We start from the raw sequence: 24729 nt of genomic DNA on the forward strand, positions 1-24729 counted from the left end.
GGCACAATCCGTCCGGTGAACGCCGTACCGACCCTCGATCCGCCCGCCCGGCTCGTGGACGCGGTGGAGCAGGCTCGGGCCGCGGCGGTCGAGGAGGCCGCGGCGGACCTCGGCCCGCGCGCCGCCGAAGACGCCGTCGGCGAACACCTGGAGGTCGTCCCGGAGGGCCCGAACGCGGTCAGCCACCACTTCGAGGCGAAGCAGGGCGGCTACCGCGGCTGGCGCTGGTCGGTCACGCTCGCCACCGCGGGCGACGACGCGCCGGTCACCGTCAGCGAGGTCGTGCTCGTCCCCGGCCCCGACGCGCTCGTGGCGCCCGCCTGGGTGCCGTGGGAGGAGCGCGTCCGCCCCGGCGACCTCGGCGTCGGCGACCTGCTGCCCGCCCGGGCGGACGACCCGCGGCTCGCGCCCGGCTACCTCGCCTCCGACGACCCGGCCGTCGAGGAGGTCGCCCTCGAGGTGGGGCTGGGGCGCCGCCTCGTGCCCTCGAAGTACGGGCGCGACGAGGCCGCCCGCCGGTGGCACGAGGGCCCGTTCGGTCCCGGCTCCGACATGGCCCGCGCCGCCCCCGCACAGTGCGGCACCTGCGGCTTCTTCTTCCCGCTCGCCGGGTCGCTGCGCGCGGCGTTCGGGGTGTGCGGCAACGAGTACTCGCCCGCCGACGGCAGGGTGGTCGACGTCGCCTTCGGCTGCGGCGCCCACTCCGACGTGCAGCCCGACACCGGCTCGTCGGTGGCGGTCGCCGAGCTGGTGTACGACGACGGCGTGGACCTGGAGCCGGTCGGCGACTAGTGGACGATCCCTTCGGCACGGCGGAGCTGCGGTCCGCCGTGCTCTCGGCGTGGGCGGACTCGCCCACGCGCTTCCGCGAGGACGCCAACGCCGAGGAGGACCTGCGCCTCGGCGGCTACGCCGACGCGTGGTTCGTCGAGCTCGCGCAGAACGCCGCCGACGCGGCGCGGGCGGCGGGCGTGCCGGGCCGCGTGCGGGTGGACGTGTGCGGCGGCGAGCTGCGGTTCGCCAACACCGGGGCGCCGCTGGACGCCGCCGGGGTCGCCGCGCTGGCGTCCCTGCGCGCGTCCGCCAAGCGCGACGACCCGGGCTCGGTCGGCCGCTTCGGCGTCGGCTTCGCCGCCGTGCTCGCGCTCACCGACGCGCCGCGGGTGCTGAGCACGAGCGGCGGCGTGGCGTTCTCGGCGGAGCGCACGGCCGCCGAGGTCGCCGCCCTCCCCGGGCCCGCCGCCGAGCTGTCCCGCCGGGACGCGCCACCCGTCCTGCGGTTGGTCTGGCCCACCGACGAGCCCCCGACCCCCGGCTACGACACCGAGGTCCGGCTGCCGCTGCGGCCGGGGGTGGACCCGGACGCGCTGCTCGCCGAGGCCCGTGCCGGCGCGGCCGACCTGCTGCTCGCGCTGCCCGACCTCGTCGAGATCGCCGTCGCGGGTCAGGTCGTGACCCGGGCCGAGGGCGTCGGCCCCGGCGAGGTGGCGATCGGCGGGCGGCGCTGGCTGCTCGTCCGCGCGAGCGGCCGCATCGACGACGCCGCCGCCCAGGCCGAGGCCGTCGAGCAGCGGACGCGGCGGGACTGGTCGGTGTGCTGGGCGCTGCCGCTGTCCGCCGACGGCGCCCCGGACCCGGTCGGCGCCGACGTGCTGCACGCCCCGACCGCCACCGAGGAGCGGCTCTCGCTGCCCGCGCGGCTGATCGCCACCGTGCCGCTCGAGCCGGACCGCAGGCGCGTGCGTCACGGGCCGGCCACCGCGGCGGTGCTGGAAGGGGCCGCGGCCGCCTACGTCGACCTCGTGCGCGCCGTCGCCCCCGAGGTCCGGCTCGCGCTCGCGCCCCAGCCCGGCTTCCCGCGTTCCGAGCTGGACGGGCGGTTGCGCGAGCTGCTGTCGGAGGCCCTGCGCGCCGCGGAGTGGCTGCCCGCCGTCGGCGGCGCGGAGCTCGCCCCCGGCCGGGCGGAGTGGCTCGACCTCCCGCCGCTCGACGGGCCCGGCGCGGCCCTGCCCGGTCTGCTCGCCGAGGCGGGGTTCGACCGGCTGCTGGCGCCGTTCCCGCGGGGCACCGACCCGACCGTGCCCGCGGGGCTCGGCGTGCACCGGGTGTCGCTCCCCGAGCTGGTGCAGCGGCTGCTCGGCGTGCAGCGGGCGCCGGCGTGGTGGCGGGCGCTCTACGCGGCGCTGGAGGCGGTCGCCGACACGGTGCCCGGCGCGCCGGACGAGCTGCGCGCGCTCCCGGTCCCGCTGGCCGACGGGCGGACGGCGGCCGGCCCGGCGACCGTCCTGCTGCCGCCGGACGCCGGGTACGACGGTGGCGAAGGTGGCGTGGCCCGGGTGGCCGAGCTCGGGCTGCCGGGGCTGCACATCGCGCACCGCGAGGCCGCGCACCCGCTGCTCGAGCGGCTCGGCGCGTGCCGGGCCGACGCGGCGACGCTGCTGGACCACCCGGCGCTCGCCGAGGCCGTCGAGCGGTCGGTGGAGGACGCGGAGGCGGGGCTCGACGTCCGGCCCCTCGCCGAGGCGGTGCTGGCGCTCGTCGGCGAGGCGGGCAGCGCGCCCGAGGCCTTCGCGGCGCTGGCCCTCCCGGACGCCGACGGCCTCCCGGCGCGGGCCGACGAGCTCATGGTCCCTGACGCGGCGATCCGGCCCCTGCTCGCGCCGGACGTCCCGCTCGCCGTGCTCGACCCGGACTTCGCCGCCCGCGTGCCCCGGGCGGCGCTGCTCGCCGTCGGCGTCGTCGACGGGTTCTCGGTGCTGGTGGACGAGGACCCGATCGGGCCCGACCACGACCTCGACGACGAGGAGGCCTGGTGGGACGGGCTGGACGCCCCGCCTGCGCGCCTGGTGGCGGTCCGCGACCTCGATCTCGTCGCCGACGACGCGTGGCCCGCCGCGCTCGCCCTGCTCGCGCGCGAGCGGGAGACCAGGGCGGCGCTCACCGCGCCCGGCTCGTACACGGCGTGGTGGCTGGGCAGGCACGCCCGCATCGGCGGCCACCGCCCGGCGCACTGGCGGCTGCCCAGCGCCACCGACCTCGCCGCGCTCTACGACCCGCCGCCCGGCGACGGCCTGCCGGACGAGGCCGTGCTCGCCGCGATCGGGGTGCGCGCCGACCTGAGCGTCCCCGACACCGCAACGGCGGCCGACCTGCTGGCGCGGCTGGCCGACCCGGCCCGCACGCCGGACGCCGCGCTCGCCGCGGAGGCGTACGCCGAGCTCGCCGAGGCCGTCGCCGGCGGCCGGGTCGACCCGGCCGAGCTGGAGCTGCCGGAACGGGTCAGGGCGCTCGACGGGAGCGTCGCGGACGTCGAGGTGGCGGTGGTGCTCGACCGGCCGTGGCTGGCTGCGGTGCTGCCCCCCGGCGAGCTGGCCGCGGGCGGCGACCCGGCCGCGCTCGCCGAGCTGCTCGACCTCCCGCTCGCCTCCGAGGTGGTCGAGGCCGAGGTGGAGGGCGAGGGCCGGGCCGCGCGGTGGGCCGAGCTCGCCGCGGTCGTGGTGGCCTGCCAGGCGCTGGACGTCCCGGTGCCCGACGGCGAGCTGCGCGTCCACGACGAGCTGCGGGTGCGGGTGCACCGGCCCGTCTCCGGGCGGTTCCGGGTGCCCGCGTGGCGGGACGCGGCGGGGCGCTGGCACGCGAGCGACCCGGTGCACGCGCTGCTCGGGCTGCTCGCCGAGGATGTGATCGGCGCCGATTCGACCGGTTGAACCGGCCCTCGGCGTGCTACACAAAGTCGTGACCTCCGCCCGCCCCGGCGCACCGCGGCGACCCGACCGGGTGTGCCTGTTGTCCGTCCACACGTCGCCGTTGGAGCAACCCGGCACCGGTGATGCGGGCGGCATGAACGTCTACATCGTCGAGACCGCCACCCGGATGGCCCGCCGCGGCGTCGCCGTCGAGGTCTTCACCCGCGCCACCTCGTCGGACCTCCCGCCGGTGGCGGAGCTGGCGCCCGGGGTGCTCGTGCGCCACGTCGTCGCCGGGCCGTTCGAGGGCCTCGGCAAGAACGACCTGCCGAGCCAGCTCTGCGCGTTCACCGCGGGCGTGCTGCGCACCGAGGCGCGCCAGGAGCCGGGCTACTACGACGTCGTGCACTCCCACTACTGGCTTTCCGGTCAGGTCGGATGGTTGGCCAGGGACCGCTGGGGAGTGCCGCTCGTGCACAGCGCCCACACCCTCGCCAAGGTCAAGAACGCGGCGCTCGCCGCGGGAGACCAGCCGGAGCCGATGGTGCGGGTGATCGGCGAGGAGCAGGTCGTCGCGGAGGCGGACCGGCTGATCGGCAACACCGACGAGGAGACGGCCCAGCTCGTCTCGCTCTACGGCGCCGACCCGCGCCGCACCGTCGCGATCCCGCCCGGCGTCGACCTGGCCCGCTTCACCCCCGGCGACCGGGTCGCGGCGCGGCGCGCGCTCGAGCTGCCGCCGGACGCGGTCGTGCTCGCGTTCGCCGGGCGGATCCAGCCGCTCAAGGCGCCCCACGTGCTGCTGCGGGCCGCCGCCGAGCTGGTCCGGCGCGACCCGTCGCTGCGGTCCCGGCTGGTCGTGCTCGTGGCGGGCGGCCCGTCGGGCAGCGGCCTCGCCGAGCCGCGGGGCCTGCACGGGCTCGGTGCCGCCCTCGGCATCAGCGAGTTGCTGCGCTTCCTGCCCCCGCAGTCCCGCGACGGCCTGGTGGAGCTCTACCGGGCCGCGGACGTGGTCGCCGTGCCGAGCTACAACGAGTCGTTCGGCCTGGTGGCGCTCGAGGCGCAGGCCTGCGGCACCCCGGTGGTCGCGGCGCGGGTGGGCGGGCTTCCGGTCGCGGTGGCCGACGGCGTGTCCGGCCTGCTCGTGGACGGCCACGGCGACTCCGAGTGGGCCGACGCGCTCGCCGCCGTCGCGCTCGTGCCGGGCAGGCGCGCCGAGCTCGCGGCGAACGCCGTGGGCCACGCGCACCGGTTCTCGTGGGACCGCACCGTCGACGCGCTCCTCGACACCTACGCCGACGCCGCCGCCGAGTTCGCCGAGCGGCAGCGCGGCGCCATGCGCGCCGGGCTGGCGGCCGGGATGATCGAAGGATGACCGCAGCGGATCGACGAGACGTCGACGCCACCGTCGAGGCCGCGCTGGCCGAGCTCGGCGTCGACCACCGCCGCCACGCGCCGGGCGAGTTCCTCGTGACCCTGCCCGGGACGAACCGCCTGCAGACCCATTGCTGGCTGCTCGTGCGCGAGCACGCGCTGTTCGTCCAGGCGTTCGTCTGCCGCCGGCCGGACGAGGGGCACGAGGCGGTCTACCGGTTCCTGCTGCAGCGCAACGCCCGGCTCTACGGCGTGCACTACGCGCTCGACCGCATCGGCGACATCCACCTCATCGGCCGGATCGCGCTGCACGCCGTCACTGCCGATGAGCTCGACCGCGTCCTCGGCCAGGTCCTCGAGGCCGCCGACGGCGACTTCAACACCCTGCTCGAGCTCGGCTTCGCCGGCTCGATCCGCCGCGAGTACGCCTGGCGCCAGGACCGCGGGGAGAGCATCGCCAACCTCCGCGCCTTCGAGCACCTGTTCACCTGACCCACCCCGCGAGTCGCGCTCTCGCTGTCGGCGAGTCGCGCTCCGGGTGTCGGCGAGTCGCGGCCTGGGTGCGGGCGAGTTGCGCCCGGAGCGCGGCGTCGTGACGCGATCGTGACCGACGCCGCCCAACCCGCCCCGCAGCCCCGCCCGTCCTCACGGCGGACCACGGACGAGGAGGCGGTGGCGGTGCAGGCGAGGCTCAGACGGCGGGCGGTGCTGGTCGGGGCGGGCGTGGTGCTCGCGGTGCTGGTGGGGGCCATCGGGCTCGTGCAGGGCGGCGGGAACCAGGAGGGCGGGGGCGACGCCGTCGTGAGCGCGGCGCCCGCCTTCCCGCGCCCGTCGATGGGCAGGGGATCCGGCGCGGTGGAGAAGGACGCCGTGGCCCCGGAGCCGGGCGGGCGGGACCAGGCGCCGCCGGGCGTCCCGGTCGGGAGCGTGCAGCGGCAGCTGGTGCGCACCGCGCAGCTCACCGTCGAGGTGGGCGACCCGGCGGGGGCGGTTCGCCAGGTCCGCGCCGCCGCAGCGGGCGCCGGCGGGTTCATCACCGAGGAGCAGACGAGCGACACCGGCAGCTGGCTGGTGCTGCGGGTCCCCGCCGACGCCCTCGACCGCGTCGTCGACGAGATCGCCGGGTTCGGCCGCGTGACGAGCCGCACCAGCCAGGTGCAGGACGCGACCGAGGAGGTCGTCGACCTCGACGCCCGGGTCGCGAGCCAGGCGGCGAGCGTGGCCCGGGTGCGAGGCCTGCTCGCCGAGGCGAGGTCGATCGGCGACGTGGTGGCGATCGAGTCGGAGCTCGCCCGGCGGGAGGCCGAGCTGGACTCGCTCACGCGGCGGCTCGAAGCGCTGCGCGACCAGGTGGCCATGTCCACGCTGACCGTGGACCTGCGCAGCCCGTTCCCCGTGCCCGCGCCGGACGTCCGGGAGACCCCCGGCTTCCTCGACGGCCTGGCCGCGGGCTGGGCAGGGCTGCGCACCGTGGGGACGGCCGCCGCGGCCGTGGTGGGGTTCGTGCTGCCGTTCCTGCCGGTGCTCGCGCTGCTGGGCGGGCTCGGGCTGCTCGGGCGGCGGGTCGTGCGATCGAGGCGGGCGACCGCCCCGGCGGTCGCCTCGGGCGGACAGGGGCCCGACGCGACGTCCTGAGCTGCGGACGGGGGGCGGGTGGGGCGGAGCGGCCCGGGATCTGAGGGGGAGTCATGAACTCGGGCCACTCCGCTGGAACCGCCACATCGGCAGCGCGATCGGGGGCATCGCGCGCCGGCGGCAACCGGCACGGCGAGGGGACGCCGTTCCGGGCCGGCCGGGCGAGTGGGGCCCGCCAGGGCCGGCGCGCTCACATTGGCAGGCGGTGACGATCAAGACAACCCTTCCGAGTTAGGCCATTCGGGTGAAAGCCGCCGGTCGGGGCGCCTGCGCGGTCTGGACCATTGCGCCCTACTGGCGGGTAGAGTCCCGCTGTCGTCACCCGCAAAGGAGCGCCCGCATGCCCGTCCGCAGCCCGTATCCGGACGTCGAGATCCCCGACGTGTCGCTCTACGACTTCCTCTTCACCGGCTTCGGTGAGAAGGCCGGGGACCCAGCGCTGATCGACGGATCAACCGGCGCGTCGATCACGTTCGGCGAGCTGGAAGGCATGGTCAACAAGATCGCCGCGGCCCTTGCGGAACGCGGCATCGGCGCGGGCGACGTCGTGGGCCTGTTCGCGCCCAACAGCCCGCACTACGTGGCGGTGTTCCACGGCATCCTGCGCGCCAACGCCGTCGTCACGAGCATCAATTCGCTCTACACCCCCGGCGAGCTCGCCCACCAGCTCTCCGACTCCGGGGCGAGGCTGCTGTTCACCATCTCGCCGTTCCTCGACCGCGCGCTGGCGGCGGCCGCCGAGGTGGGGCTGCCGGCGGAGAAGATCGTCGTCCTGGACGGCGCGGAGGGACACGAGAGCCTGGCCGACCTGCTCTCGACCACCGCGCAGCCGCCCGCCCAGACCGTGACGTCGGGTGACACCGCCGTGCTGCCCTACTCGTCCGGTACCACCGGACGGGCGAAGGGCGTGATGCTCACCCACCGCAACCTCGTGGCGAACCTGCAGCAGATCGCGGCCATGGGCGAGGTCGACGACGGCACGAGGATCCTCGCGGTGCTGCCGTTCTTCCACATCTACGGCATGACCGTGATGATGAACCAGGGCCTGCACCGGCGGGCCACGGTCGTCACCATGCCGCGCTTCGACCTGCAGGAGTTCCTGCGGGTCATCTCCGAGTACAGGGTCAGCCGGATCTACATCGCGCCGCCGGTGGCGGTGGCGCTCGCCAAGCACCCGATCGTCGACCAGTACGACCTGTCGTGCATCGACGTGATCTTCTCCGGCGCCGCCCCGCTCGACGCCGAGCTCGGGCACGCCGTCGCGAAGCGCCTCGGCTGCACCGTGCTGCAGGGCTACGGGATGACCGAGCTGTCCCCGGTGAGCCACAGCATGCCCGACGACCGGCCCGACCTGGACCTCAACAGCTGCGGCTTCGCGATCCCCAACATCACCTGCAAGATCGTGGACCCGGAGACCGGCGAGGAGGTCGGCCCCGGCGTGCCCGGCGAGCTGTGGGTCAAGGGCCCGAACGTGATGGCGGGCTACCTCAACAACCCCGAGGCCACCGCGGCCACGCTCGACGACGAGGGTTACCTGCACACCGGCGACGTCGCGACGGTCACCGAGGACGGCGTGTTCACGATCGTCGACCGGGTCAAGGAGCTGATCAAGTACAAGGGCTACCAGGTCCCGCCCGCCGAGCTCGAGGCGCTGCTGCTGACGCACGAGAAGATCGCCGACGCCGCGGTCATCGGGGTGCGCGACGCCGAGGGCGAGGAGGTGCCGAAGGCGTTCGTCGTACGGCAGGAGGGCGCGTCCGACCTCACCGAGGAGGACGTGATGACCTTCGTCGCGGAGCGGATCGCGCCGCACAAGAAGGTGCGGGTGGTCGAGTTCATCGACCAGATCCCCAAGTCCGCCTCCGGCAAGATCCTGCGCAAGGACCTGCGGGCCCGCGAGCAGGCGCGCGCGTAAGGCGGTGCACCCACCGCACCGCGGCCCCGTCCTCGGAAACGGGCGGGGTCGCGGTTGTGGTCGGCGCCATGGCCGGAGGATGATCCCCCGGTGTCCGTGGCGGCGATCACCTTCGTGCTGGTCTTCCTCACGGAGGTGGCCGACACCAGCGGCCTGGTGACGCTCGTGCTCGCCGCCCGCTTCCCCCCGCGCTGGGTGCTGCTCGGCGTCTGCCTCGGCATGGTGGTGAACGTCGCGGTCGCGCTCGTCGCGGGCGGGCTGCTCTCGCTCCTGCCCCGGTGGCTCCTCGCCGCCGTCCTCGCCCTGGTCTTCCTCGTCGGCGCCTACCTGATCTGGCGCGAGGGTGAGGAGGACGACGACGATGACGACGAAGCGGGGGACGTCGCCGCGGCGAGGACGCGGTGGGGTGTGGTGGCAACCGCCTTCGGCGTCGCCGTCCTCTCGGAGTTCGCCGACCCGTCCCAGATCGTGACCGCCTCGCTGGCGGCCCGCTACGCCGCCGACCTGCTCGCGGTCGGGGTCGGTGCGACGCTCGGGTTCTGGGCCTGCGCCGCGCTCGCGGTGTGGGGCGGGGACCGGCTCCGCCGCGTGATCCCGGTGGTGTGGGTGACCCGGGTCGCCGCGGCCGTCATGGTGGGCCTCGCCGTCTGGACCGCCGTGGACGCGCTCCGCGCTTGAGGCCCGTAACGGTCCGCCTTTCGGGGCCGAGCCGTACCGGACCGGAGGAGCGTGACGCCGATGTCCGCCGAGCAGAACCGAGCGGGGCTCGCCGCCGCCGTCATGGCGTGGAACGACGGCGACGGCGAGGCCTACCTGCGGCTGTACGACCCGTCGGTCCGCCACCACGGCCTCGGGCCGGAACCGCTCGACCACGCGGGCAACCGGGCCTTCTACGAGGGCGTGTGGGCGGCGTTCCCGGGCATCCGGCTCACCCTCGACGACCTGGTGGCCGAGGGCGACCGGGTGGCGGTACGGTTCCACCTCAGCGGGCGGCACTGCGGCGACTTCATGGGCGTCCCCCCGACGGGGCGGGACGTCGTGATCACCGGCCAGACGGTGCTGCGGTTCCGCGGCGGCCGGGTGATCGAGCGCTGGACGACCACGGACCAGCTCGGCCTGATGGTGCAGCTCGGCGCCGTCCCCGCGCCGGGCGGGTGACGGGGCGCCCGCGGTCAGGGCCGGTGCGCGGCGACCGCGTCGGCGCCCGGGGCGTCGCCCACCGCGCGCAGGCCCGCGACCACGCCGTCGACGTCGGCGGCGGGGCGGTTCTGGCTGAGCTTGAACTTCGCCTCGATGCGCTCGATGCGGACCTCGACCCCGACGATCGCGCGCAGCTGGCCCGCGATGAACCGCTCGGGCGCCTCGTCGACGCGCCACGGCGCGGGCCGGCCGGCCTCGTGGGCGTCGGTGAGCCGCCGCACGAGCGAGGCCAGCCAGTCGACGTCGTCGTGGATCCGCACGTGCCCGTGGACGTGCGCGGTGACGTAGTTCCAGGTGGGGACGACGCGGCCGTGTTCGGCCTTCGAGGCGTACCAGCCCGGGCTGATGTAGGAGTCGGGGCCGCGGACGATCACCAGGCACGGCTGCCCGTCGGCGCGGCGCCAGTGGTCGTTGTTGCGGGCGAAATGGCCCAGCAACGTGCCCTGCTCGCGGTCGTACAGCAGCGGCAGCATCGTCGCCTCGAGCCCCTCCGGCCCGACGGTGATCAGGTCGGCGGCGCGGTGCCGGGCGAGGAGCTCCTGCACGTCGGCGTCATCGGGGGCGAAGTGGGCCGGCACGTACACGCCCGCGATCCTCCACCCGCCGGTGGACTTCCGCGATGGCCAGTCCGGGCCGGATTCGAGGTGCCACTTCAGCGAGGGCGGTGCTTCTCCATCCACTCGACGGCGAACGCGCACATCGCAGGCGCGTCCACGAGGACGCTCTCGGCCGCGCCGACCCGCCCGCGCCTGCCCTGCCCGGTGGCGAGGAAGTCGCGCACGATGTCGGCGAAATAGTCCTCGGCGAACCCGTCGACGACCGGGTCGCAGGTGTCGAACTCCTCCACCGTGCGCCACTCGACGCCGGCGTCGGTCGCGAACGGCACCTCGTAGCGGATCACCCGCTTGCCGGGCAGGTCGGCGAGGTGCTCGGCGTGGTGGAGCAGGGTCATGGTGTCCAGGGGCGCACCGATCATCACGACCCTGCCGCCCGCCTCGACGAGTTTGGCGAGCGGCGAGCCGGGACCGTAGCCGTAGTCGAGCGGGTGGTCGGCGGTGAACCACTCGGCGCGCGCCCCCAGCGCGGCGACGGACGCGCCCGGGTTGCCGCTGCGCAGCGCCCCCGGCGTGGTGCGCAGGAACTCCGGCAGCACCCCGTTGTCGCGCGCCGCCCGCGAGGCGCGCGGGTCGAACGGCGGCACGTGCGGGCGCCACCGCTCCGGCACCCGGCCGTCGGCGTCGAGCAGCTGGTCGTAGCCGGCGTCCCAGTCGGTGTAGGCGAGGACGGTGCCGCCGGGGGACACCGCGTCGAGCAGCGCGCCGATGACGGCGTCGGGCCCGTTCAACATCGGCCCGACCTTGCTCAGGGCGCCGTGCGCGAGGACCGCGTCGCCCGGGCGCAGGCCCAGCTCCTGCAGGTCGGCCCGGAGGTCGGCACGGGTGAGGAAGGGCTCCGCCACGGCGGTGACCCTAGCCGCGCCCGGGTCCGGTGGTGGTGGGATTTCGCGTCGGGCGGACGTGGAGAGCCCGTACGGTGCCGGGGTGCGCATCCGCCTGCAGCAGATCGTGATCGACAGCCGGGAGCCCGCGCGCCTGGTGCGGTTCTGGGCCGCGCTGCTCGGCGGCGAGCCGGTGGTCCGGCCCGACGGGTGGGCCCGCGTCTCCCCGCCCGGGACGCCGACGCTGACGTTCCAGCTGGTGCCGGAGGACAAGGCGGGCAAGAACCGGCTGCACCTCGACCTCGAGGTCGAGCCGGGCGGGATCCCGGCGGCCGTCGCGCGGGCCGCCGAGCTGGGTGCGACGCCGGTCGGCGGGCTCGTCGCCGACGCGAACGGGCGGTTCCACGTGCTCGCCGACCCCGAGGGCAACGAGTTCTGCTTCGTCTCCGACTGACCTCACGGCCGATCCGCCAGAGCGCGACCGTCTCCCGGCGGCGCAACGGGGTGAGCGGGTCGTCGTCGGGGAGGTCGCGGGCCGCGGACGGCGCCGTGAGCCGGTCATGAGGATCGGGAACCCAGGGCGCAGTCGACGGCTGTGCAGAGGGTGTCGGCCTCGGTCTGCAGGATCGAGGCCTCGGCGGGCAACGCCCGCTCCAGGCTGAGCCCGTTGACGACCGTGAGCAGGAACCCCGGGTGATCGGGTTCGTCTCGGTGGTCGTGCTCATCGTCGGCGTGGGCCTCAACCTCCTGCAGGCCCTCGAGCCGATCTCCCGGATACCGCTGGTCGCCGAGGGCCTCGGCGTCTTCGAGTCGCCGATCCACCTGCCGCTCTGGCTCAACGTCGCGCTCACCGTCGCGGCCGGCCTGGCCAGCACGGAACGGGCGCTGCGGCTGCGCTTCCACCGGCTGCTCGACGGGGGTGGGAACTGAGCCGCGCCCTCGACCGCCGACACGGCGAGACCCACGGAGACCGAGGACCCGCCATGGCAGACCGCACCCACCCCGCCGGACCCGCGCCCCCCGACCACCGGCGGGGTCGGTCCCGCGCCGGTCGTCACCCGACGCCACGGGGCGGCGGCGTGGCGCTCCCGACCCCCTTGTCGGAGCGGTCTCCCGCGCCCGACCTGGCGCGGGGCATGATGCTGCTGCTGATCGCGCTGGCGCACGTGCCCTACTTCCTCCACGCCGCCCCCACCGGCGCGATCGGGCTCCACCCCGTCACGGGGAACGCGGCCGACCGGATCGCGCAGGTGGTCACGCTGACCGTGGTCGACGGCCGGGTGCACACCATGTTCGGATTCCTGTTCGCCTACGGGATGGGGCAGATGCACGCCCGCCAGACCGGGAAGGGCGTCAGCCCCACCGCTGTGCGGCGCCTGCTGCGCAGGCGCCACCTGTGGATGATCGTCGTCGGCGCGGTGCACGCGGCACTGCTGTGGCAGGGCGACATCATCGGCGTCTACGGGCTGATCGGTCTGATCGTGGTGCCGCTGTTCCTCGGCCGGACCGATCGCACCCTGAAGGTCTGGATCGGCGTCCTGCTCGGGCTGGCCGTCGCGTTCGCCGTGCTCAACGGCCTGAGCTCGGCCCTCGCTGCGGCGCAGGCGGAATCGGTCCTCGTCGAGCAGCAGCGGCTCAGCATCGCCGAGCCGGACTACCTCGTCTCGATCGCCGAGCGCCTGCCGGTGTGGATCTCCACGATGATCGGCGGCCTCGTATCGACGGCGCTTCCGGTGGCGTTCCTGATGGGGGTGCTGGCGGCGCGGTACCGGATCCTCGACGAACCCGGCCGCCACCTGGTGCTGCTGCGTCGGTTGGCGCTGTGGGGCATCGCCGCCGGGTGGGCGACCGGCGCAGTGCTGGCGTTGCAGCACATCGGCGTGGTCGACCTCGGTGCGGTGACCGCGCTCTCGAGCCTGCACTTCTTCGCCGGGATCTTCACAGGGGTCGGCTACGCGGCGCTGTTCGGGCTGATCGCCCACCGGCTGTCCGGGCGCGGCGCGGCCTCCGGCCGGCCGGCGCGCTGGATCGGGGCGCTGGGCCGGCGCGTCGCTGGCGTGGGGGCCGGTGCTGGCGGCCTGGGGGGTCGGCCTGGGCGCTCACCTGTCGAGCTGGTCGGTGGCGCTGTTCGCCGTCGCGGTCTGGGGCGCGACGGTGGCCGTCGCCACCGCGATGGAACGCCGCGGTCTGCGCGGGCCCGCCGAGGTGGCGTTGCGTCGGCTGGCCTACCGAGCCGTCCGCCCCGCGGCGGCCGGGAGGACCGCGGGAAGCTGAGCGGGAGCGGGCGTCCGGTGGCGGCACCCGTCAGCCGCGCGATCACCTCGGCGTGCGCGGGAGCGGCCCCCGGGGCGCGGTACCGCTTGTCCGAGCGTGTGACTCGGAGCACAGTGAGGCATGGCCCGGTTCAGCCTGGCGTCGCGCGCATCGTTCGTCTCGGACCGGATGCGCGTGTCGGCGCGGATCTCGATCTCGGTGACGGTGCGGTCGCTCGGCCGCGGGCGCGATGACCGGCTCGTGGCCGAGCTCGCCGGGTACTCCAGCCACGCCGACCTGCTCGACCTCGCCGCCGTGCTGGACCGGTACGCCGACGAGGACACCGCGGAGATCCGGGAGATCGTCGCGGGCCGGGCGGCGCTCGTGCCCGGCCACGGCCGCGCCGGCTGAACGCAGAACTCGTCGCCTTCCGGGTCGGCGAGCCCGACCCGGTCGTCGAGCTCGGCGAGGATCCGGGCGCCGAGCCCGACGAGCCGCACGACCTCCGCGGCGACGTCGGCGGCGCACAGGCCGAGGTGCACGCGGTTCTTGCCCGCCTTCGGCTCCGGAACCCGGGTGAACCACAGCCGCGGCTCGCCGCCCGCGGCGGGCTCGACCAGCACCGACGGGTCGTCCTCGGGGTGGTCGACGCCCAGCGACCGCAGCCGCGCCAGCTCCGCCTCGTCGTACGGGGCGACCCGGTGGCCGTCCAGTGCCGCCGCCCAGAACCGGGCGAGCGAGGCCGGATGGCTGCAGTCGAACACCACGCGCCGAGCGTGCTCACCCGGTCAGCATCGTGGCGGACGGCGCCGGGGGCGCACCGGGTTTTCACCGGCGGCCCGCCCGGGTGCCCGCCCGGAGGGCGACGGCCGCCGCGGCGACCGCGACGAGCCGGACCCGGTTGACCCGGTGCCAGTGCCGGACCAGCCGCTGCCGCTCGTCGGGGTCTGCGGGCCGCTTCGCGTCGTCGAGCAGGCGGAGGTTCACCGCGGTGACGAGGTGGCCGGTGAGCGCGGCGCCGGTCGCGGTGAGCAGGGCCGCCGCGCCCAGCGCCGGCCGGGCGGTGCGCCTGCGCCAGCCGGCCGCGATGCATGCGAACGTCGTCGCGAGCGTGACCGGGGCCGCCGGGACGTAGTAGCGGACGGGGCTGCCCGGGGCGAACGGGCCGCCGGTGGTGGGCTGCTCGGCGACCCGCGCGGGCATCCGCACCACCTCCTCGTAGAGGTTGCCGAAGAACCAGTGCGCGAGGCCGATCTCGGCCGCGGTCGTCAGGCCGGAGCGCCGAGGCGAGTCCATGCGGTGATCCTGCCGCCTGGAGCGAGTGGCGCGGTGGACCTACGGTGTGCGGATGGCGAAGGCCCCACCGGCGCGGTCGACCCCGCTCGACGAGCAGCTGTGCTTCGCCCTCTACGCGGCGTCGCGGGCGATGACGAGCTGCTACCGCCCCCTGCTCGACGCCATCGGCATCACCTACCCGCAGTACCTCGTGCTGCTCGTGCTGTGGGAGCGGGGCGAGTCCACCGTCACCGGGATCGGCAAGGCGCTGCAGCTGGAGACGGGCACGCTCTCGCCGCTGCTGAAGCGGCTGGAGGCGGCCGGCCTGATCACGCGCACCCGCCGGGCGGGGGACGAGCGCTCCGTGCTCGTCTCGCTCACCGCGGCCGGGCGCGAGCTGGAGGCGCGGGTCGTAGGGGCACAGATCGACGTGGGCGCCGCCACCGGCCTCACCGCGTCCGAGATCGCCGACCTGCGCGAGACGCTGCACCGGATGTCGGCGCGGCTGCGGGCGGCGGCCTCCCGCCACGCCCCGTAGGCGTACGCCACAGCCCTGTTGCCCCTGCTCGATCGCTCTGGTGCACTGGAGAGCGTGGTCGGCGATCTCCTCCCGCAGCGGCGCACGTTCTGCGTGTGCCTGATCGGGGCCGACCAGCTCTCGGTCGACGACCGGCGGTGTCGCCCCCGGCCGGCCTGCTGACGCCGCGTCACGGCGGTTCGCGGCAGGCCGTTCGTGCCCACCGCCGCACGACCGATCGGGAGCAGACCACCGATGACCGCCGCCACCCTCGACCGGCTCGCGGGCGAGCCGCTCTGGGCGCAGTTGCTCGCCGACCTGCGCCGACGACTCGACCAGGACGAGTTCGCCTCGAGTTTCCCCGGTGAACTGGCCCTCGTGGCCGAGTACGGCGTGAGCCGCCACACCGTCCGCGAGGCGGTGCGCAGGCTCCGCGAGGAGGGCCTCGTCATCGCCGGGCGCGGCCGCACGCCGCGCCGCGCGGCTCCCGCCGAGATCGAGCAGCAGCTCGGGGAGATCTTCAGCCTGTTCTCCGCGGTCGAGGCGGCCGGGCAGGTCCAGCGCAGCGTGGTGCGCACCCTCGACGTGCGCGCCGACGGGGTGGTCGCCGCGCGGCTGGGGCTGGAGGAGTCCACGCCGCTGGTGCACCTCGAGCGGTTGCGCCTCGCCGACTCCGAACCGCTCGCGGTCGACCGGGTGTGGCTCCCGGAGCGGCTGGCCGCCCCGCTGCTCGACGTGGACTTCGGGCGCACCGCCCTCTACACCGTCTACGCCTCCCGCTGCGGCGTGCACGTCACCGGCGGGAACGAGCGGGTGCGGGCGGTCGTGCCCGGCCCGGCCGAGCGCGAGCTGCTCGCCATCCCCGACGGCGTCGCCGCGTTCTCGATCGACCGGCTCGGCTGCGCGGGCGACCGGCCCGTCGAGTGGCGCCAGACGTTGGTCCGGGCCGACCGGTTCAGCATCTCCGCCCGCTTCTCCGCGCGGGAGGGCTACCAGATGGACATCTCCGCCTGACCCGTCGAGTCGGAAAGCCGCCTGCGGCGAGACGCCCCGGTCAGGCCGGGACCGAGACGCCGACGCCGCCGCGGGTGTGGGCGCCGTACTCGGCGATGGCCGCGTCGAGGTCGAGCGGAGCGGTCTTCATCGTGACGTCGGGCCCCAGCCGGTCGGCCGGCACGAGCCAGGACACCTCGAACTCGAGCCCGTCCGGGTCGTGGGCGTAGAGCGCCTTCGTGGTCCCGTGGTCGGAGGCGCCGACGAGCGAGCCCCGCTCCCGCAGGACGTCGGCGATCCGCTTCAGCTCGGCGAGCGTGTCGACCTCCCACGCCAGGTGGTAGAGCCCCACGGTCGAACGGCCTGCGGCGGACGGGCCCGCCTCGGCGCCGATCGCGAACAGGCCGAGGTCGTGGTCGTTCGTGGACCCCTCCGCCTGCAGGAACGCCGCGCGACCCGAGATCTCGTTGACGACCCGGAACCCGAGCGCCTCCGTGTAGAACGCGACGCTGCGGTCGAGGTCGCGCACGTAGAGCACGGCGTGGTTGAGCCGCTGGACCGGCATCGTTCCTCCAGGATGTTGAATGTTCAATCGCATGGTAGACGTGAACTCATGAATGTTCAACTTTCGGGAGGTATCCTGATCCGGTGAGCGGAGACGAGACCCGGTGGCTTGATCCCGAGGAGCGGGAAGCCTGGCTGTCCTACGTCGCGGCCACCACCCTCCTCGACGGCGCGCTGGACCGCCAGCTGCAGCGCGACGCGGGGATGCCGCTCGCCTACTACCAGATCCTGGCGATGCTGTCGGAGGTCCCGAACCGCACGCTGCGCATGAGCGAGCTCGCGGCCATCACGCAGAGCTCGCAGAGCCGCCTCTCCCACGCCGTCGCCCGGCTCGAGCGCAGGGGCTGGGTGCGGCGCAAGCCGTGCTCCGAGGACCGGCGCAGCACGTTCGCCCAGCTCACCGAGGAGGGCTACGCGGCGCTCGCGGCCGCGGCGCCCGGCCACGTGGGCACCGTGCGCCGCCACCTGTTCGACCGGCTCACCCCGGAGCAGGTCGGGCAGCTGCGCGACATCAGCCGGGCGGTGCTCTCCGGGCTGGGCGTCCCCGGCGGCGACGCGCGCGACGTCCTGCCAGGCTGACGCTCTCGGCCTCGCGGAGGGGGCGGCGTGGGCATCCGGACGATCGGCATCGCGGTCGCGCTGGCGGGCGCGGTCGGCGTGGCCGGCTGCGCGGTGGCCGTGCCCGGCTCCCCGGCGGCCGACCCGGCGGCGCTGCCCCGTCCCGCGCCCGCGCCGCGCCCGCCCGGCCCGGCGTTCCACGACGCCCTCGACCGCTTCGACCTCGTCCCGCCGCCGGGCTGGACCGTGGACACCAGCGGCCGGCAGGGCACCGCGGTCGTCTTCGCCGACCCGAGCGCGACGGGGGCCCCGCAGGCGCGGTTCCGCGCCAACATCAACGTGATCGTCGTGCCCGCGCGCACCGACCTGCCCGGCATCGTCACCGGCGCGCGGCGGGAGGTGCGGGAGCTCGCGGGCTACGTGCCGACCGCCGACGAGCCGGTCACGCTGCCCGACGGCTCCGCCGCGCACCTGCTCGGCGGCACCTACCGGGACCCCGGGAGCGGCCTGGTGCTGCGCAACCTGCAGCTGGTGGCGGTGCACGGCGGGGTGGAGACGGTGGTCGTCACCGGCACGGCGCTCGCCGACACCTGGGACGGCTACGGGCCGGTGTTCGACACATCACTGCGCAGCCTGACGGTGACCACGTGACGGACGCGCGCGGCCTGGCAGAGTTGCGCGCATGGGAACACTGGTGCTGCTGCGGCACGGGCAGAGCGTGTGGAACGCGGAGAACCTGTTCACCGGGTGGGTGGACGTGCCGCTGTCGGAGACCGGGGAGCAGGAGGCGCGCCGCGGCGGCGAGCTGATGCGCGAGGCGGGCCTGCTGCCGGACGTCGTGCACACCTCGCTGCTGAGGCGCGCGATCTCCACCGCGAACATCGCGCTCGACGCGTGCGACCGGCACTGGATCCCGGTGCGCCGGGACTGGCGGCTCAACGAGCGCCACTACGGGGCGCTGCAGGGCAAGGACAAGAAGCAGACGCTCGAGGAGTTCGGCGAAGAGCAGTTCATGAAGTGGCGCCGCTCCTACGACGTCCCGCCGCCGCCCATCGAGCGCGGGTCCGAGTACGACCAGGAGGGCGACCCCCGCTACGCGCCCGGTGAGGTGCCGCGCACCGAGTGCCTCGCCGACGTCGTCGCGCGGTTCCTGCCGTACTGGGAGTCCGCGGTCGTGCCCGACCTGCGCGCCGGCAAGGTCGTGCTGCTCGCCGCGCACGGCAACTCCCTGCGCGCGCTGGTGAAGCACCTCGACCGGATCTCGGACGAGGAGATCGTCGGGCTCAACATCCCGACCGGCATCCCGCTGCGCTACGAGCTCGACGACGACCTGCGCCCGAAGGTGCCGGGCGGCGAGTACCTCGACCCGGAGGCCGCGGCCGAGGCCGCCGCCGCGGTGGCGGCGCAGGGGCGCTAGCCGACGGCGCGCCCCCGCCGCGGCGCCAACCCGCGGCGGCGGCGCGGTGAACAGTCCGTGAACGGCGGGCGAATTCACCCGTTCTGCGACGTCAGCCGCGTCACGACCGGCCTTTCGCGCTGGCCTCGCGGGCGGTCGGCCTGCCTACCATGCGCTCGTGGACGCGCTGCTCTGCGTGGCGATCGCAGCCGGTGCGCTCGTGCTCGGCGTCCTGGTCGGGCTCCGCAGGGGGCGTCGACCGGAAGAGGCCACCCCGGAGCCGGCGCCTGCCGCGCCCGACCCGACGGTCGCCGACCTGCTGGAGCGGGTGTTCCGCGAGACCGACGAGGGCCTCGCCGTGCTGAACCGCAGCGGCGACGTCGTGCTGCACAACCCGCGCGCCGCCGAGCTGGGCGTGGTGCGCGGCGGGCAGGCCGACGCCCGAGCGGCCACCGCCAGCCAGCAGGTGCTGCTGTCGGGCAGCCCCGTCGACGTCGACCTCTCCCCGCTCGACCACCGGGGCCGCCAGCCCGCGGCCGTGATGGCGCACGTGCGCCCGCTGGGCGAGGGCTACAGCATGATCGAGGCGGCCGACACCTCGGAGGCGGTGCGGCTGGAGGCCACCCGGCGCGACTTCGTGGCGAACGTCAGCCACGAGCTCAAGACCCCGGTCGGGGCGATCGGCCTGCTCGCCGAGGCCGTGCTGGACGCCGCCGACGACCCGGCCGAGGTGCGCCGCTTCGGTACCAAGATCCTCAACGAGGCCAACCGGCTGGGCAACCTCGTCACCGAGCTGATCGCGCTCTCCCGGCTCACCGGCGCCGAGCGGCTGCCCGAGCTGCAGGTCGTCGACGTCGACGAGGTCGTGCAGGAGGCCCTCTCCCGCTGCCGGCTGTCGGCCGAGTCCGCGGGCATCGAGATCATCGTCGACCGGCCGAGCGGCCTGCAGGTCGACGGCGACCTGACGCTGCTGGTCACGGCCCTGTCCAACCTCGTGGAGAACGCCATCAACTACTCGCCCGCCGACTCCGCGGTGTCGGTCTCGCGCAGGCGCTGCGGGAAGTGGGTCGAGATCGCCGTCACCGACCGCGGGATCGGCATCGCGCCCGAGCACCAGCAGCGCGTGTTCGAACGCTTCTTCCGCGTCGACCCGGCGCGCTCCCGCGCCACCGGCGGCACCGGGCTCGGCCTGGCGATCGTCAAGCACGTGTGCGCCAACCACGGCGGCGAGGTGCGGCTGTGGAGCAGCCCCGGCACCGGTTCGACGTTCACGATGCGCCTCCCCGCGCACGCCGCGCAGGACCCGGCGCCCGCCGCTGCGTCCGACCCCGGGACGGCCGCCCCGACGAGCCGCCCCGCCGATGTGCCCGATCGCGTCGGGTGAGCCAGAGGAGATCCATGACAAGGGTGCTGATCGTCGAGGACGAGGAGTCGTTCGCCGACCCGCTCGCGTTCCTGCTGCGCAAGGAGGGCTTCACCACGGCCATCGCCGGCACCGGACAGGACGCGCTCGACGAGTTCGACCGCAACGGCGCCGACATCGTGCTGCTCGACCTCATGCTCCCGGGCATGAGCGGCACCGACGTCTGCAAGGCGCTGCGCACCCGCTCCGCCGTCCCGGTGATCATGGTGACGGCGCGGGACAGCGAGATCGACAAGGTCGTCGGCCTCGAGCTGGGCGCCGACGACTACGTGACGAAGCCCTACTCCGCCCGCGAGCTCATCGCGCGCGTCCGCGCGGTGCTGCGCCGCGGCGGCGAGGCGGGCGACCACGACGGGCAGCCCGGCGTGCTGGAGGCCGGCCCCGTGCGCATGGACGTCGAGCGGCACGTCGTGACGGTGAACGGCACGGAGGTCGCGCTGCCGCTGAAGGAGTTCGACCTGCTCGAGTACCTCCTGCGCAACGTCGGCCGGGTGCTCACCCGCGGACAGCTGATCGACCGCGTGTGGGGCGCCGACTACGTGGGCGACACCAAGACGCTCGACGTCCACGTCAAGCGGCTGCGGTCGAAGATCGAGGCCGACCCGTCGGCCCCGCGGCACCTCGTGACGGTGCGCGGGCTCGGCTACAAGTTCGAGGCCTGAGCGGCGAGCCCGGGGCGATCTCCACAAGCTGTGGACAACCGTGTGGGGAATGTGGACAACTCGCCCGTCTTCGCAGGTCGCGGCGGCGGCGCCCGGGGTTGCCACCGGCTAGGTCACAAGAGCGTCACGTCCGGGCAGTAGCCTGGGGCCCGTGCGCCTCGGTGTGCTCGACCTCGGTTCCCGCGCCGCCCACCCGCTCGCGGTGGGCGCGCACCGGGGTATCCACCCCGCGGCGGAAGTCGCCGTGGGCACCTCGGAGGCCTCCCGGTCGCCCGCCCGGCCCCTGCCGGGAGCGCCGTCCGGGGCGGGGCCGCTGGTGCAGCGCACGCCCACCGACGTCGGGCTCAGGCAGGTCGACACGCTCGATGGGACGGCCCAGATCGACCGCTCGGCGCAGGACGCGTCCGAACGGCTTGGACGCTTGACGACGTACGAGGCACGGTGTACTGGATGAGCTCCGAGACCGACCACCCACGCCAGCGCACAGTCGCCGAGCTGCTCGCCGCGCACGGCGACAGCACGCTGTCCGGCGGTCGTCGACGGCGCCGCCGGGAGCCCGACGAGCCGGACGAGGACGGCTACGGCGCCCCCGTCGCCGATCCTCCGGACTGGCGCTCGGCGGCCCCGCGGGAGCCGCGCCGCGCCGCGCCGGACCCCGCGCCCCCGCCGCCGGTCGGCCGGGAGCCGGGTGGCAGGCGCCGGGCGGCGGGCGCAGAGCCGGACTGGGCGGGCGAGCCGCGGGCGCCGGAGCGCAGGACTCCCGAGCGGCGGGCGCCCGAGCCGCCGCCGCGGCCGGTCGAGCCGCGGGCCGCCGACCCGTGGGGCGCCGACGAGCTCGGCTCCGACGACTGGGCGTCCGAGCGGTGGGACGCCGGGCAGTGGGGCGACCAGGACGGCTGGGACGCCGGGCGGCGCGACGGGCGGGACGCCCGCGCCCCGCAGGACCAGTGGGGCGCCGGCCCGGCCCGCGAGCCCCGCTACGCCGACCCGGAGCCGCCGGAGGCACCACCGCGCCGGTCCCGGCGAGCGGCCGAGGAGCCGCCGTGGGAGTCGCGCGACCAGGCCCCGGCGTGGGAGCCCCAGGCCGAGCCGCCGCGCCGGCCGCGGGAACCGGACGCCCCCGCGTGGGAGCCGCGTGCCGCCGAGCCGGAGCCGGGCGGGCGCGATCGGGAGCGCAGGCTCCGCGACCTGCGCAACCTCGGCCGGACGTCCTGGGACGCGGCGCCGGAGCGCGAGGCGGCACCCGGCCGGCCGGCCGGTGCCCCCGCCGCCCCGTCCGCGGCCCCGGCCGCCGCGCCGGCCGACGAGCACCTGCCCACCGAGCAGATGCCGCAGGTCCGCCGCGGCGGGCCCGCTGGTCCCGTCGACCCGGCGGCCACCAGCCGGATCCAGCAGCCGCGCAGGCGCGCGGAACCGGAGCTCGACGAGCCCGACGACGACGGCGGGCCGGCCACGATGATCGGCGCGCCCCCGGCGGGTGCGGAGGCGTGGCACCGCAACCGCACCCAGGGCAGGCGCCGTTCCGCGGAGCCGGACGACGAGTTCGAGCAGGACGGCGGGCCCGCCACGATGATCGGGGCTCCGCCCGCAGGCGCCGAGGCGTGGCACCGCGACCGCACCGACGGCAGGCGCCGCGCCGACGACGGCGGGCCGCCCACGCAGGCGGCGGCGCCGATGTCGTTCGACGACGACGGCGACGAGGACGACGACTACTACCGCGTCGACTACCCGGCGGGGCTCGATCGCAAGGGCGTCGGTGAGGAACCCACCGGCGTCTTCGCCGGTGGGGAAGCCGGCGAAGACGCACCCGCTCGGCGCCGCTCCGCCCAGACCGAGGAGAAGGAGGAGGCCGGCGGCGGTCCGGCGTGGGCCGCGGTCATCGCGCAGTGGATCGCCGGGGCCATCGGCGGCGCCGCGCTGTGGGTCGGGTTCCGCTTCCTGTGGCGCGACCTCCCCGTGGTGGCGCTGGCAGCGGCGGTGCTCGTCACCGTGGGTCTCGTCGTGGTCGTCCGGGCCCTGTTGCGCAGCAGCGACCTGCGCACCACCCTGTTCGCCGTGCTCGTCGGCCTGCTGCTGACCGTGTCACCAGCCATCCTCGTGCTGCTCGGGAGATGACCCGCCATGCCGCCCGGGACGTCGCCGGCCCCGCCGGTTGCGCTCTCCACCGCCTCGGTCTACCCCGAGTCGACCCGGGCGGCGTTCGAGCTCGCGGCCGAGCTCGGCTACGACGGCGTCGAGCTGATGGTCTGGACCGACCCGGTCAGCCAGGACATCCCCGCGGTGGCGCGGCTGGCCGAGCGGTTCGGGGTGCCCGTGCTCGCGGTCCACGCGCCCTGCCTCGCCGTCACGCAGCGGGTGTGGAGCGCCGACCCGGTCGAGCGCATCCGGCGCTCGGTGGCGGCCGCGGCCACCCTCGGCTGCCGCACCGTCGTGGTGCACCCGCCGTTCCGCTGGCAGCGGCGCTACGCCGCGCGGTTCGCCGACGAGGTCGCGCGGGCGGGTGAGCGCGACGGGGTCGTGCTGGCGGTCGAGAACATGTACCCGATCGTCCGGTCCGGGGTGCGCACGGTGACCTACACGCCGGGCTACGACCCCACAGAGGTCGGCCACCCGCACTACACGCTCGACCTGTCCCACACCGCCGCGGCCGGGGACGACGCGCTCGCGCTCCTCGGGAGGATGGGCTCCGCGCTCGCCCACGTCCACCTCGCCGACGGCAGCGGGGCGCCCCGCGACGAGCACCTCGTGCCCGGGCGGGGCAGCCAGCCGTGCGCCGAGGTCTGCGAGCGGCTCGCCACGGGGTTCACCGGCGCGGTGGCCGTCGAGGTCAACACGCGGCGGTGCCGCACCCGGCCGGAACGCTCGGCGATGCTCGCCGAGTCGCTGCTGTTCGCCCGTATGCACCTGCAGCCGACGGCCCGGCCGGCGCTGCCCGTTCAGTAGCGCCGATCACATCGGCGCGCGCGCTGCGCCGCCGCGGTGATACGCACTGTGTCGTGCGACCCGCCACGACCGAGACCGGCCGGCCGTTCCGCGACGCCATCGAGGTGACCCCGCTCGGCGACGGCTGCTACGGGGCCGAGCTGGGCACCCTCTTCACCGTCGGGCCGAAGGCGCACGGCGGCCTGCTCATGGTGCTGCTCGCCCGCGCGGGCCTGGCCCGTGTCCACGCCGAGACGAACGGCGCCGCCCCCGACCCGCTCGCCGTCGCCGCCGACTACCTGCGGGCGCCCGACCCCGGGCCGGTGGAGCTGGAGACCGAGGTGCTCAAGCTCGGTCGCACCGCGTCGGTCGTGGCGGTCCGGATGCGCCAGGACGGCCGCCTCGTGCTCGCCTCCACGGTGACCGCGGGCAGGCTGCCGACCGACGGCGACCGGTGGGCGGACCTGCCCGAGCTCCCCGCCGAGCCGACGCCGGAGGCGATCGACCCGCGGGAGCACGGCATCGCCCACGGCGTCGCGAGCGCCTGCGAGCTGCGCTACGACACCCCCACGTTCGCCTTCGCCCGGGGCGAGCAGGGGCCGCCCGTGCTGCGCGGGTGGGCCCGCCCGCTCGGCGAGCCGACCGACGTGCTGTTCGCCCTGCTCTCCGGCGACATCATGGCGCCCACCGTGTTCAACCTGGGCGGCCGCATCGGCTGGGCGCCCACCGTCCAGCTCACCGCGCTGCTGCGCGGGCACCCCGCGCCGGGCTGGCTGCGGATCGAGGCTCGGACCGTCGCGGTGGCGGGCGACTGGTTCGACGAGGACGTCACGGTGATCGACTCGACGGGACGGCTCGTCTGCCAGGCCCGTCAGCTGGCCCTCTCCCCGCTCGAGCCCTGACGGTCTGCGACTACCG

The 24729-nt window shown here is 75.7% G+C and carries 27 protein-coding genes and 1 pseudogene; 23 read left to right on the forward strand and 5 right to left on the reverse strand.

What is annotated here, in order from left to right:
• Window positions 1–15 precede the first annotated feature (15 nt).
• From VKZ81_RS08735 to VKZ81_RS08770, 8 genes are all read left to right on the forward strand, one after another.
• Window positions 16–792, forward strand: coding sequence for a DUF3027 domain-containing protein (locus tag VKZ81_RS08735; protein WP_324240942.1), 777 nt, complete (start codon window positions 16–18; stop codon window positions 790–792).
• Entirely contained in the window at window positions 792–3707 is a 2916-nt protein-coding gene (locus VKZ81_RS08740) for a sacsin N-terminal ATP-binding-like domain-containing protein (protein WP_324240943.1), read from the forward strand. Before VKZ81_RS08735 ends, VKZ81_RS08740 begins: the two co-directional genes overlap by 1 nt.
• 28 nt (window positions 3708–3735) lie before the next feature.
• Window positions 3736–5061, forward strand: a complete 1326-nt coding sequence (mshA, locus tag VKZ81_RS08745) for a D-inositol-3-phosphate glycosyltransferase (protein WP_324240944.1) — start codon at window positions 3736–3738, stop codon at window positions 5059–5061.
• Window positions 5058–5552, forward strand: a complete 495-nt coding sequence (locus VKZ81_RS08750; RefSeq protein ID WP_324240945.1) for a type III secretion system chaperone family protein — start codon at window positions 5058–5060, stop codon at window positions 5550–5552. Before mshA ends, VKZ81_RS08750 begins: the two co-directional genes overlap by 4 nt.
• A 186-nt stretch (window positions 5553–5738) precedes the next feature.
• Window positions 5739–6695 carry a DUF4349 domain-containing protein gene (locus tag VKZ81_RS08755; RefSeq protein ID WP_324240946.1) on the forward strand — a complete coding sequence of 319 codons (957 nt, stop codon included), beginning with the start codon at window positions 5739–5741 and terminating at the stop codon, window positions 6693–6695.
• A gap of 340 nt (window positions 6696–7035) precedes the next feature.
• Window positions 7036–8610: a 4-coumarate--CoA ligase family protein gene (locus VKZ81_RS08760; protein WP_324240947.1), complete on the forward strand. Its 1575-nt coding sequence runs from the start codon at window positions 7036–7038 to the stop codon at window positions 8608–8610.
• 90 nt (window positions 8611–8700) lie between these two features.
• Window positions 8701–9288: a TMEM165/GDT1 family protein gene (locus VKZ81_RS08765; RefSeq protein WP_324240948.1), complete on the forward strand. Its 588-nt coding sequence runs from the start codon at window positions 8701–8703 to the stop codon at window positions 9286–9288.
• A gap of 60 nt (window positions 9289–9348) precedes the next feature.
• Entirely contained in the window at window positions 9349–9768 is a 420-nt protein-coding gene (locus tag VKZ81_RS08770) for an ester cyclase (protein ID WP_324240949.1), read from the forward strand.
• A 14-nt stretch (window positions 9769–9782) separates the two neighbouring features.
• Here VKZ81_RS08770 and VKZ81_RS08775 read toward each other — a convergent pair whose 3' ends face one another.
• Complete coding sequence (locus VKZ81_RS08775) at window positions 9783–10394, reverse strand: FMN-binding negative transcriptional regulator (RefSeq protein ID WP_324240950.1); 612 nt, start codon at window positions 10392–10394, stop codon at window positions 9783–9785.
• A 68-nt stretch (window positions 10395–10462) separates the two neighbouring features.
• On the reverse strand, window positions 10463–11269 hold the full coding sequence (aac(3), locus tag VKZ81_RS08780) for an aminoglycoside 3-N-acetyltransferase (protein WP_324240951.1): 807 nt from the start codon (window positions 11267–11269) through the stop codon (window positions 10463–10465).
• Window positions 11270–11351: 82 nt separating this feature from the next.
• On the opposite strand from aac(3), the gene VKZ81_RS08785 reads away from it, so the two are divergent.
• From VKZ81_RS08785 to VKZ81_RS08800, 4 genes are all read left to right on the forward strand, one after another.
• Complete coding sequence (locus tag VKZ81_RS08785; protein WP_324240952.1) at window positions 11352–11702, forward strand: VOC family protein; 351 nt, start codon at window positions 11352–11354, stop codon at window positions 11700–11702.
• A gap of 239 nt (window positions 11703–11941) precedes the next feature.
• Window positions 11942–12178: a hypothetical protein gene (locus tag VKZ81_RS08790; protein WP_324240953.1), complete on the forward strand. Its 237-nt coding sequence runs from the start codon at window positions 11942–11944 to the stop codon at window positions 12176–12178.
• A 206-nt stretch (window positions 12179–12384) separates the two neighbouring features.
• Window positions 12385–13755 (forward strand): DUF418 domain-containing protein, encoded by a 1371-nt coding sequence (locus tag VKZ81_RS35305; RefSeq protein WP_324240954.1) that lies wholly within the window; start codon window positions 12385–12387, stop codon window positions 13753–13755.
• A gap of 7 nt (window positions 13756–13762) precedes the next feature.
• Window positions 13763–13912, forward strand: a complete 150-nt coding sequence (locus VKZ81_RS08800; protein ID WP_324241006.1) for a hypothetical protein — start codon at window positions 13763–13765, stop codon at window positions 13910–13912.
• A gap of 11 nt (window positions 13913–13923) precedes the next feature.
• Here VKZ81_RS08800 and VKZ81_RS08805 read toward each other — a convergent pair.
• Window positions 13924–14268 (reverse strand): annotated as a pseudogene (locus VKZ81_RS08805) (VOC family protein); the annotation flags it as partial.
• A 61-nt stretch (window positions 14269–14329) separates the two neighbouring features.
• The gene (locus VKZ81_RS08810; RefSeq protein WP_324240955.1) at window positions 14330–14797 is read right to left on the reverse strand and encodes an anthrone oxygenase family protein; all 468 of its coding nucleotides are present in this window, start codon (window positions 14795–14797) and stop codon (window positions 14330–14332) included.
• A gap of 52 nt (window positions 14798–14849) precedes the next feature.
• Here VKZ81_RS08810 and VKZ81_RS08815 point away from each other — a divergent pair, with 52 nt between their 5' ends.
• Together VKZ81_RS08815 and VKZ81_RS08820 are read left to right on the forward strand one after the other, a co-directional pair.
• Window positions 14850–15314 carry a MarR family winged helix-turn-helix transcriptional regulator gene (locus VKZ81_RS08815; protein WP_324240956.1) on the forward strand — a complete coding sequence of 155 codons (465 nt, stop codon included), beginning with the start codon at window positions 14850–14852 and terminating at the stop codon, window positions 15312–15314.
• Between the two features lie 234 nt (window positions 15315–15548).
• Entirely contained in the window at window positions 15549–16307 is a 759-nt protein-coding gene (locus VKZ81_RS08820; RefSeq protein WP_324240957.1) for a GntR family transcriptional regulator, read from the forward strand.
• A 40-nt stretch (window positions 16308–16347) separates the two neighbouring features.
• Here the strand turns inward: VKZ81_RS08820 and VKZ81_RS08825 are convergent, their stop codons facing one another.
• Complete coding sequence (locus tag VKZ81_RS08825; RefSeq protein ID WP_324240958.1) at window positions 16348–16851, reverse strand: VOC family protein; 504 nt, start codon at window positions 16849–16851, stop codon at window positions 16348–16350.
• Between the two features lie 83 nt (window positions 16852–16934).
• Here VKZ81_RS08825 and VKZ81_RS08830 point away from each other — a divergent pair, with 83 nt between their 5' ends.
• The 9 genes from VKZ81_RS08830 (at window position 16935) to VKZ81_RS08870 (ending at window position 24713) form a co-directional block, all read left to right on the forward strand.
• Window positions 16935–17429 (forward strand): MarR family winged helix-turn-helix transcriptional regulator, encoded by a 495-nt coding sequence (locus VKZ81_RS08830; protein WP_324240959.1) that lies wholly within the window; start codon window positions 16935–16937, stop codon window positions 17427–17429.
• Between the two features lie 27 nt (window positions 17430–17456).
• Window positions 17457–18059 (forward strand): hypothetical protein, encoded by a 603-nt coding sequence (locus tag VKZ81_RS08835; RefSeq protein WP_324240960.1) that lies wholly within the window; start codon window positions 17457–17459, stop codon window positions 18057–18059.
• Between the two features lie 31 nt (window positions 18060–18090).
• A complete protein-coding gene (locus VKZ81_RS08840; protein ID WP_324240961.1) occupies window positions 18091–18825 on the forward strand; it encodes a phosphoglyceromutase in 735 nt (244 codons plus the stop codon).
• Between the two features lie 157 nt (window positions 18826–18982).
• The gene (locus VKZ81_RS08845) at window positions 18983–20188 is read left to right on the forward strand and encodes a sensor histidine kinase (protein ID WP_324240962.1); all 1206 of its coding nucleotides are present in this window, start codon (window positions 18983–18985) and stop codon (window positions 20186–20188) included.
• A 14-nt stretch (window positions 20189–20202) separates the two neighbouring features.
• On the forward strand, window positions 20203–20889 hold the full coding sequence (locus VKZ81_RS08850; RefSeq protein ID WP_324240963.1) for a response regulator transcription factor: 687 nt from the start codon (window positions 20203–20205) through the stop codon (window positions 20887–20889).
• Window positions 20890–21040: 151 nt separating this feature from the next.
• The gene (locus VKZ81_RS08855) at window positions 21041–21343 is read left to right on the forward strand and encodes a hypothetical protein (RefSeq protein WP_324240964.1); all 303 of its coding nucleotides are present in this window, start codon (window positions 21041–21043) and stop codon (window positions 21341–21343) included.
• On the forward strand, window positions 21340–23004 hold the full coding sequence (locus tag VKZ81_RS08860) for an Rv0497 family membrane protein (RefSeq protein WP_324240965.1): 1665 nt from the start codon (window positions 21340–21342) through the stop codon (window positions 23002–23004). Before VKZ81_RS08855 ends, VKZ81_RS08860 begins: the two co-directional genes overlap by 4 nt.
• A gap of 6 nt (window positions 23005–23010) precedes the next feature.
• A complete protein-coding gene (locus VKZ81_RS08865) occupies window positions 23011–23832 on the forward strand; it encodes a sugar phosphate isomerase/epimerase family protein (RefSeq protein WP_324240966.1) in 822 nt (273 codons plus the stop codon).
• A 53-nt stretch (window positions 23833–23885) separates the two neighbouring features.
• Window positions 23886–24713, forward strand: a complete 828-nt coding sequence (locus VKZ81_RS08870) for a thioesterase family protein (protein ID WP_324240967.1) — start codon at window positions 23886–23888, stop codon at window positions 24711–24713.
• Window positions 24714–24729 lie beyond the last annotated feature (16 nt).

This window comes from Pseudonocardia sp., from assembly GCF_035305885.1.
Taxonomy (GTDB): domain Bacteria; phylum Actinomycetota; class Actinomycetes; order Mycobacteriales; family Pseudonocardiaceae; genus Pseudonocardia.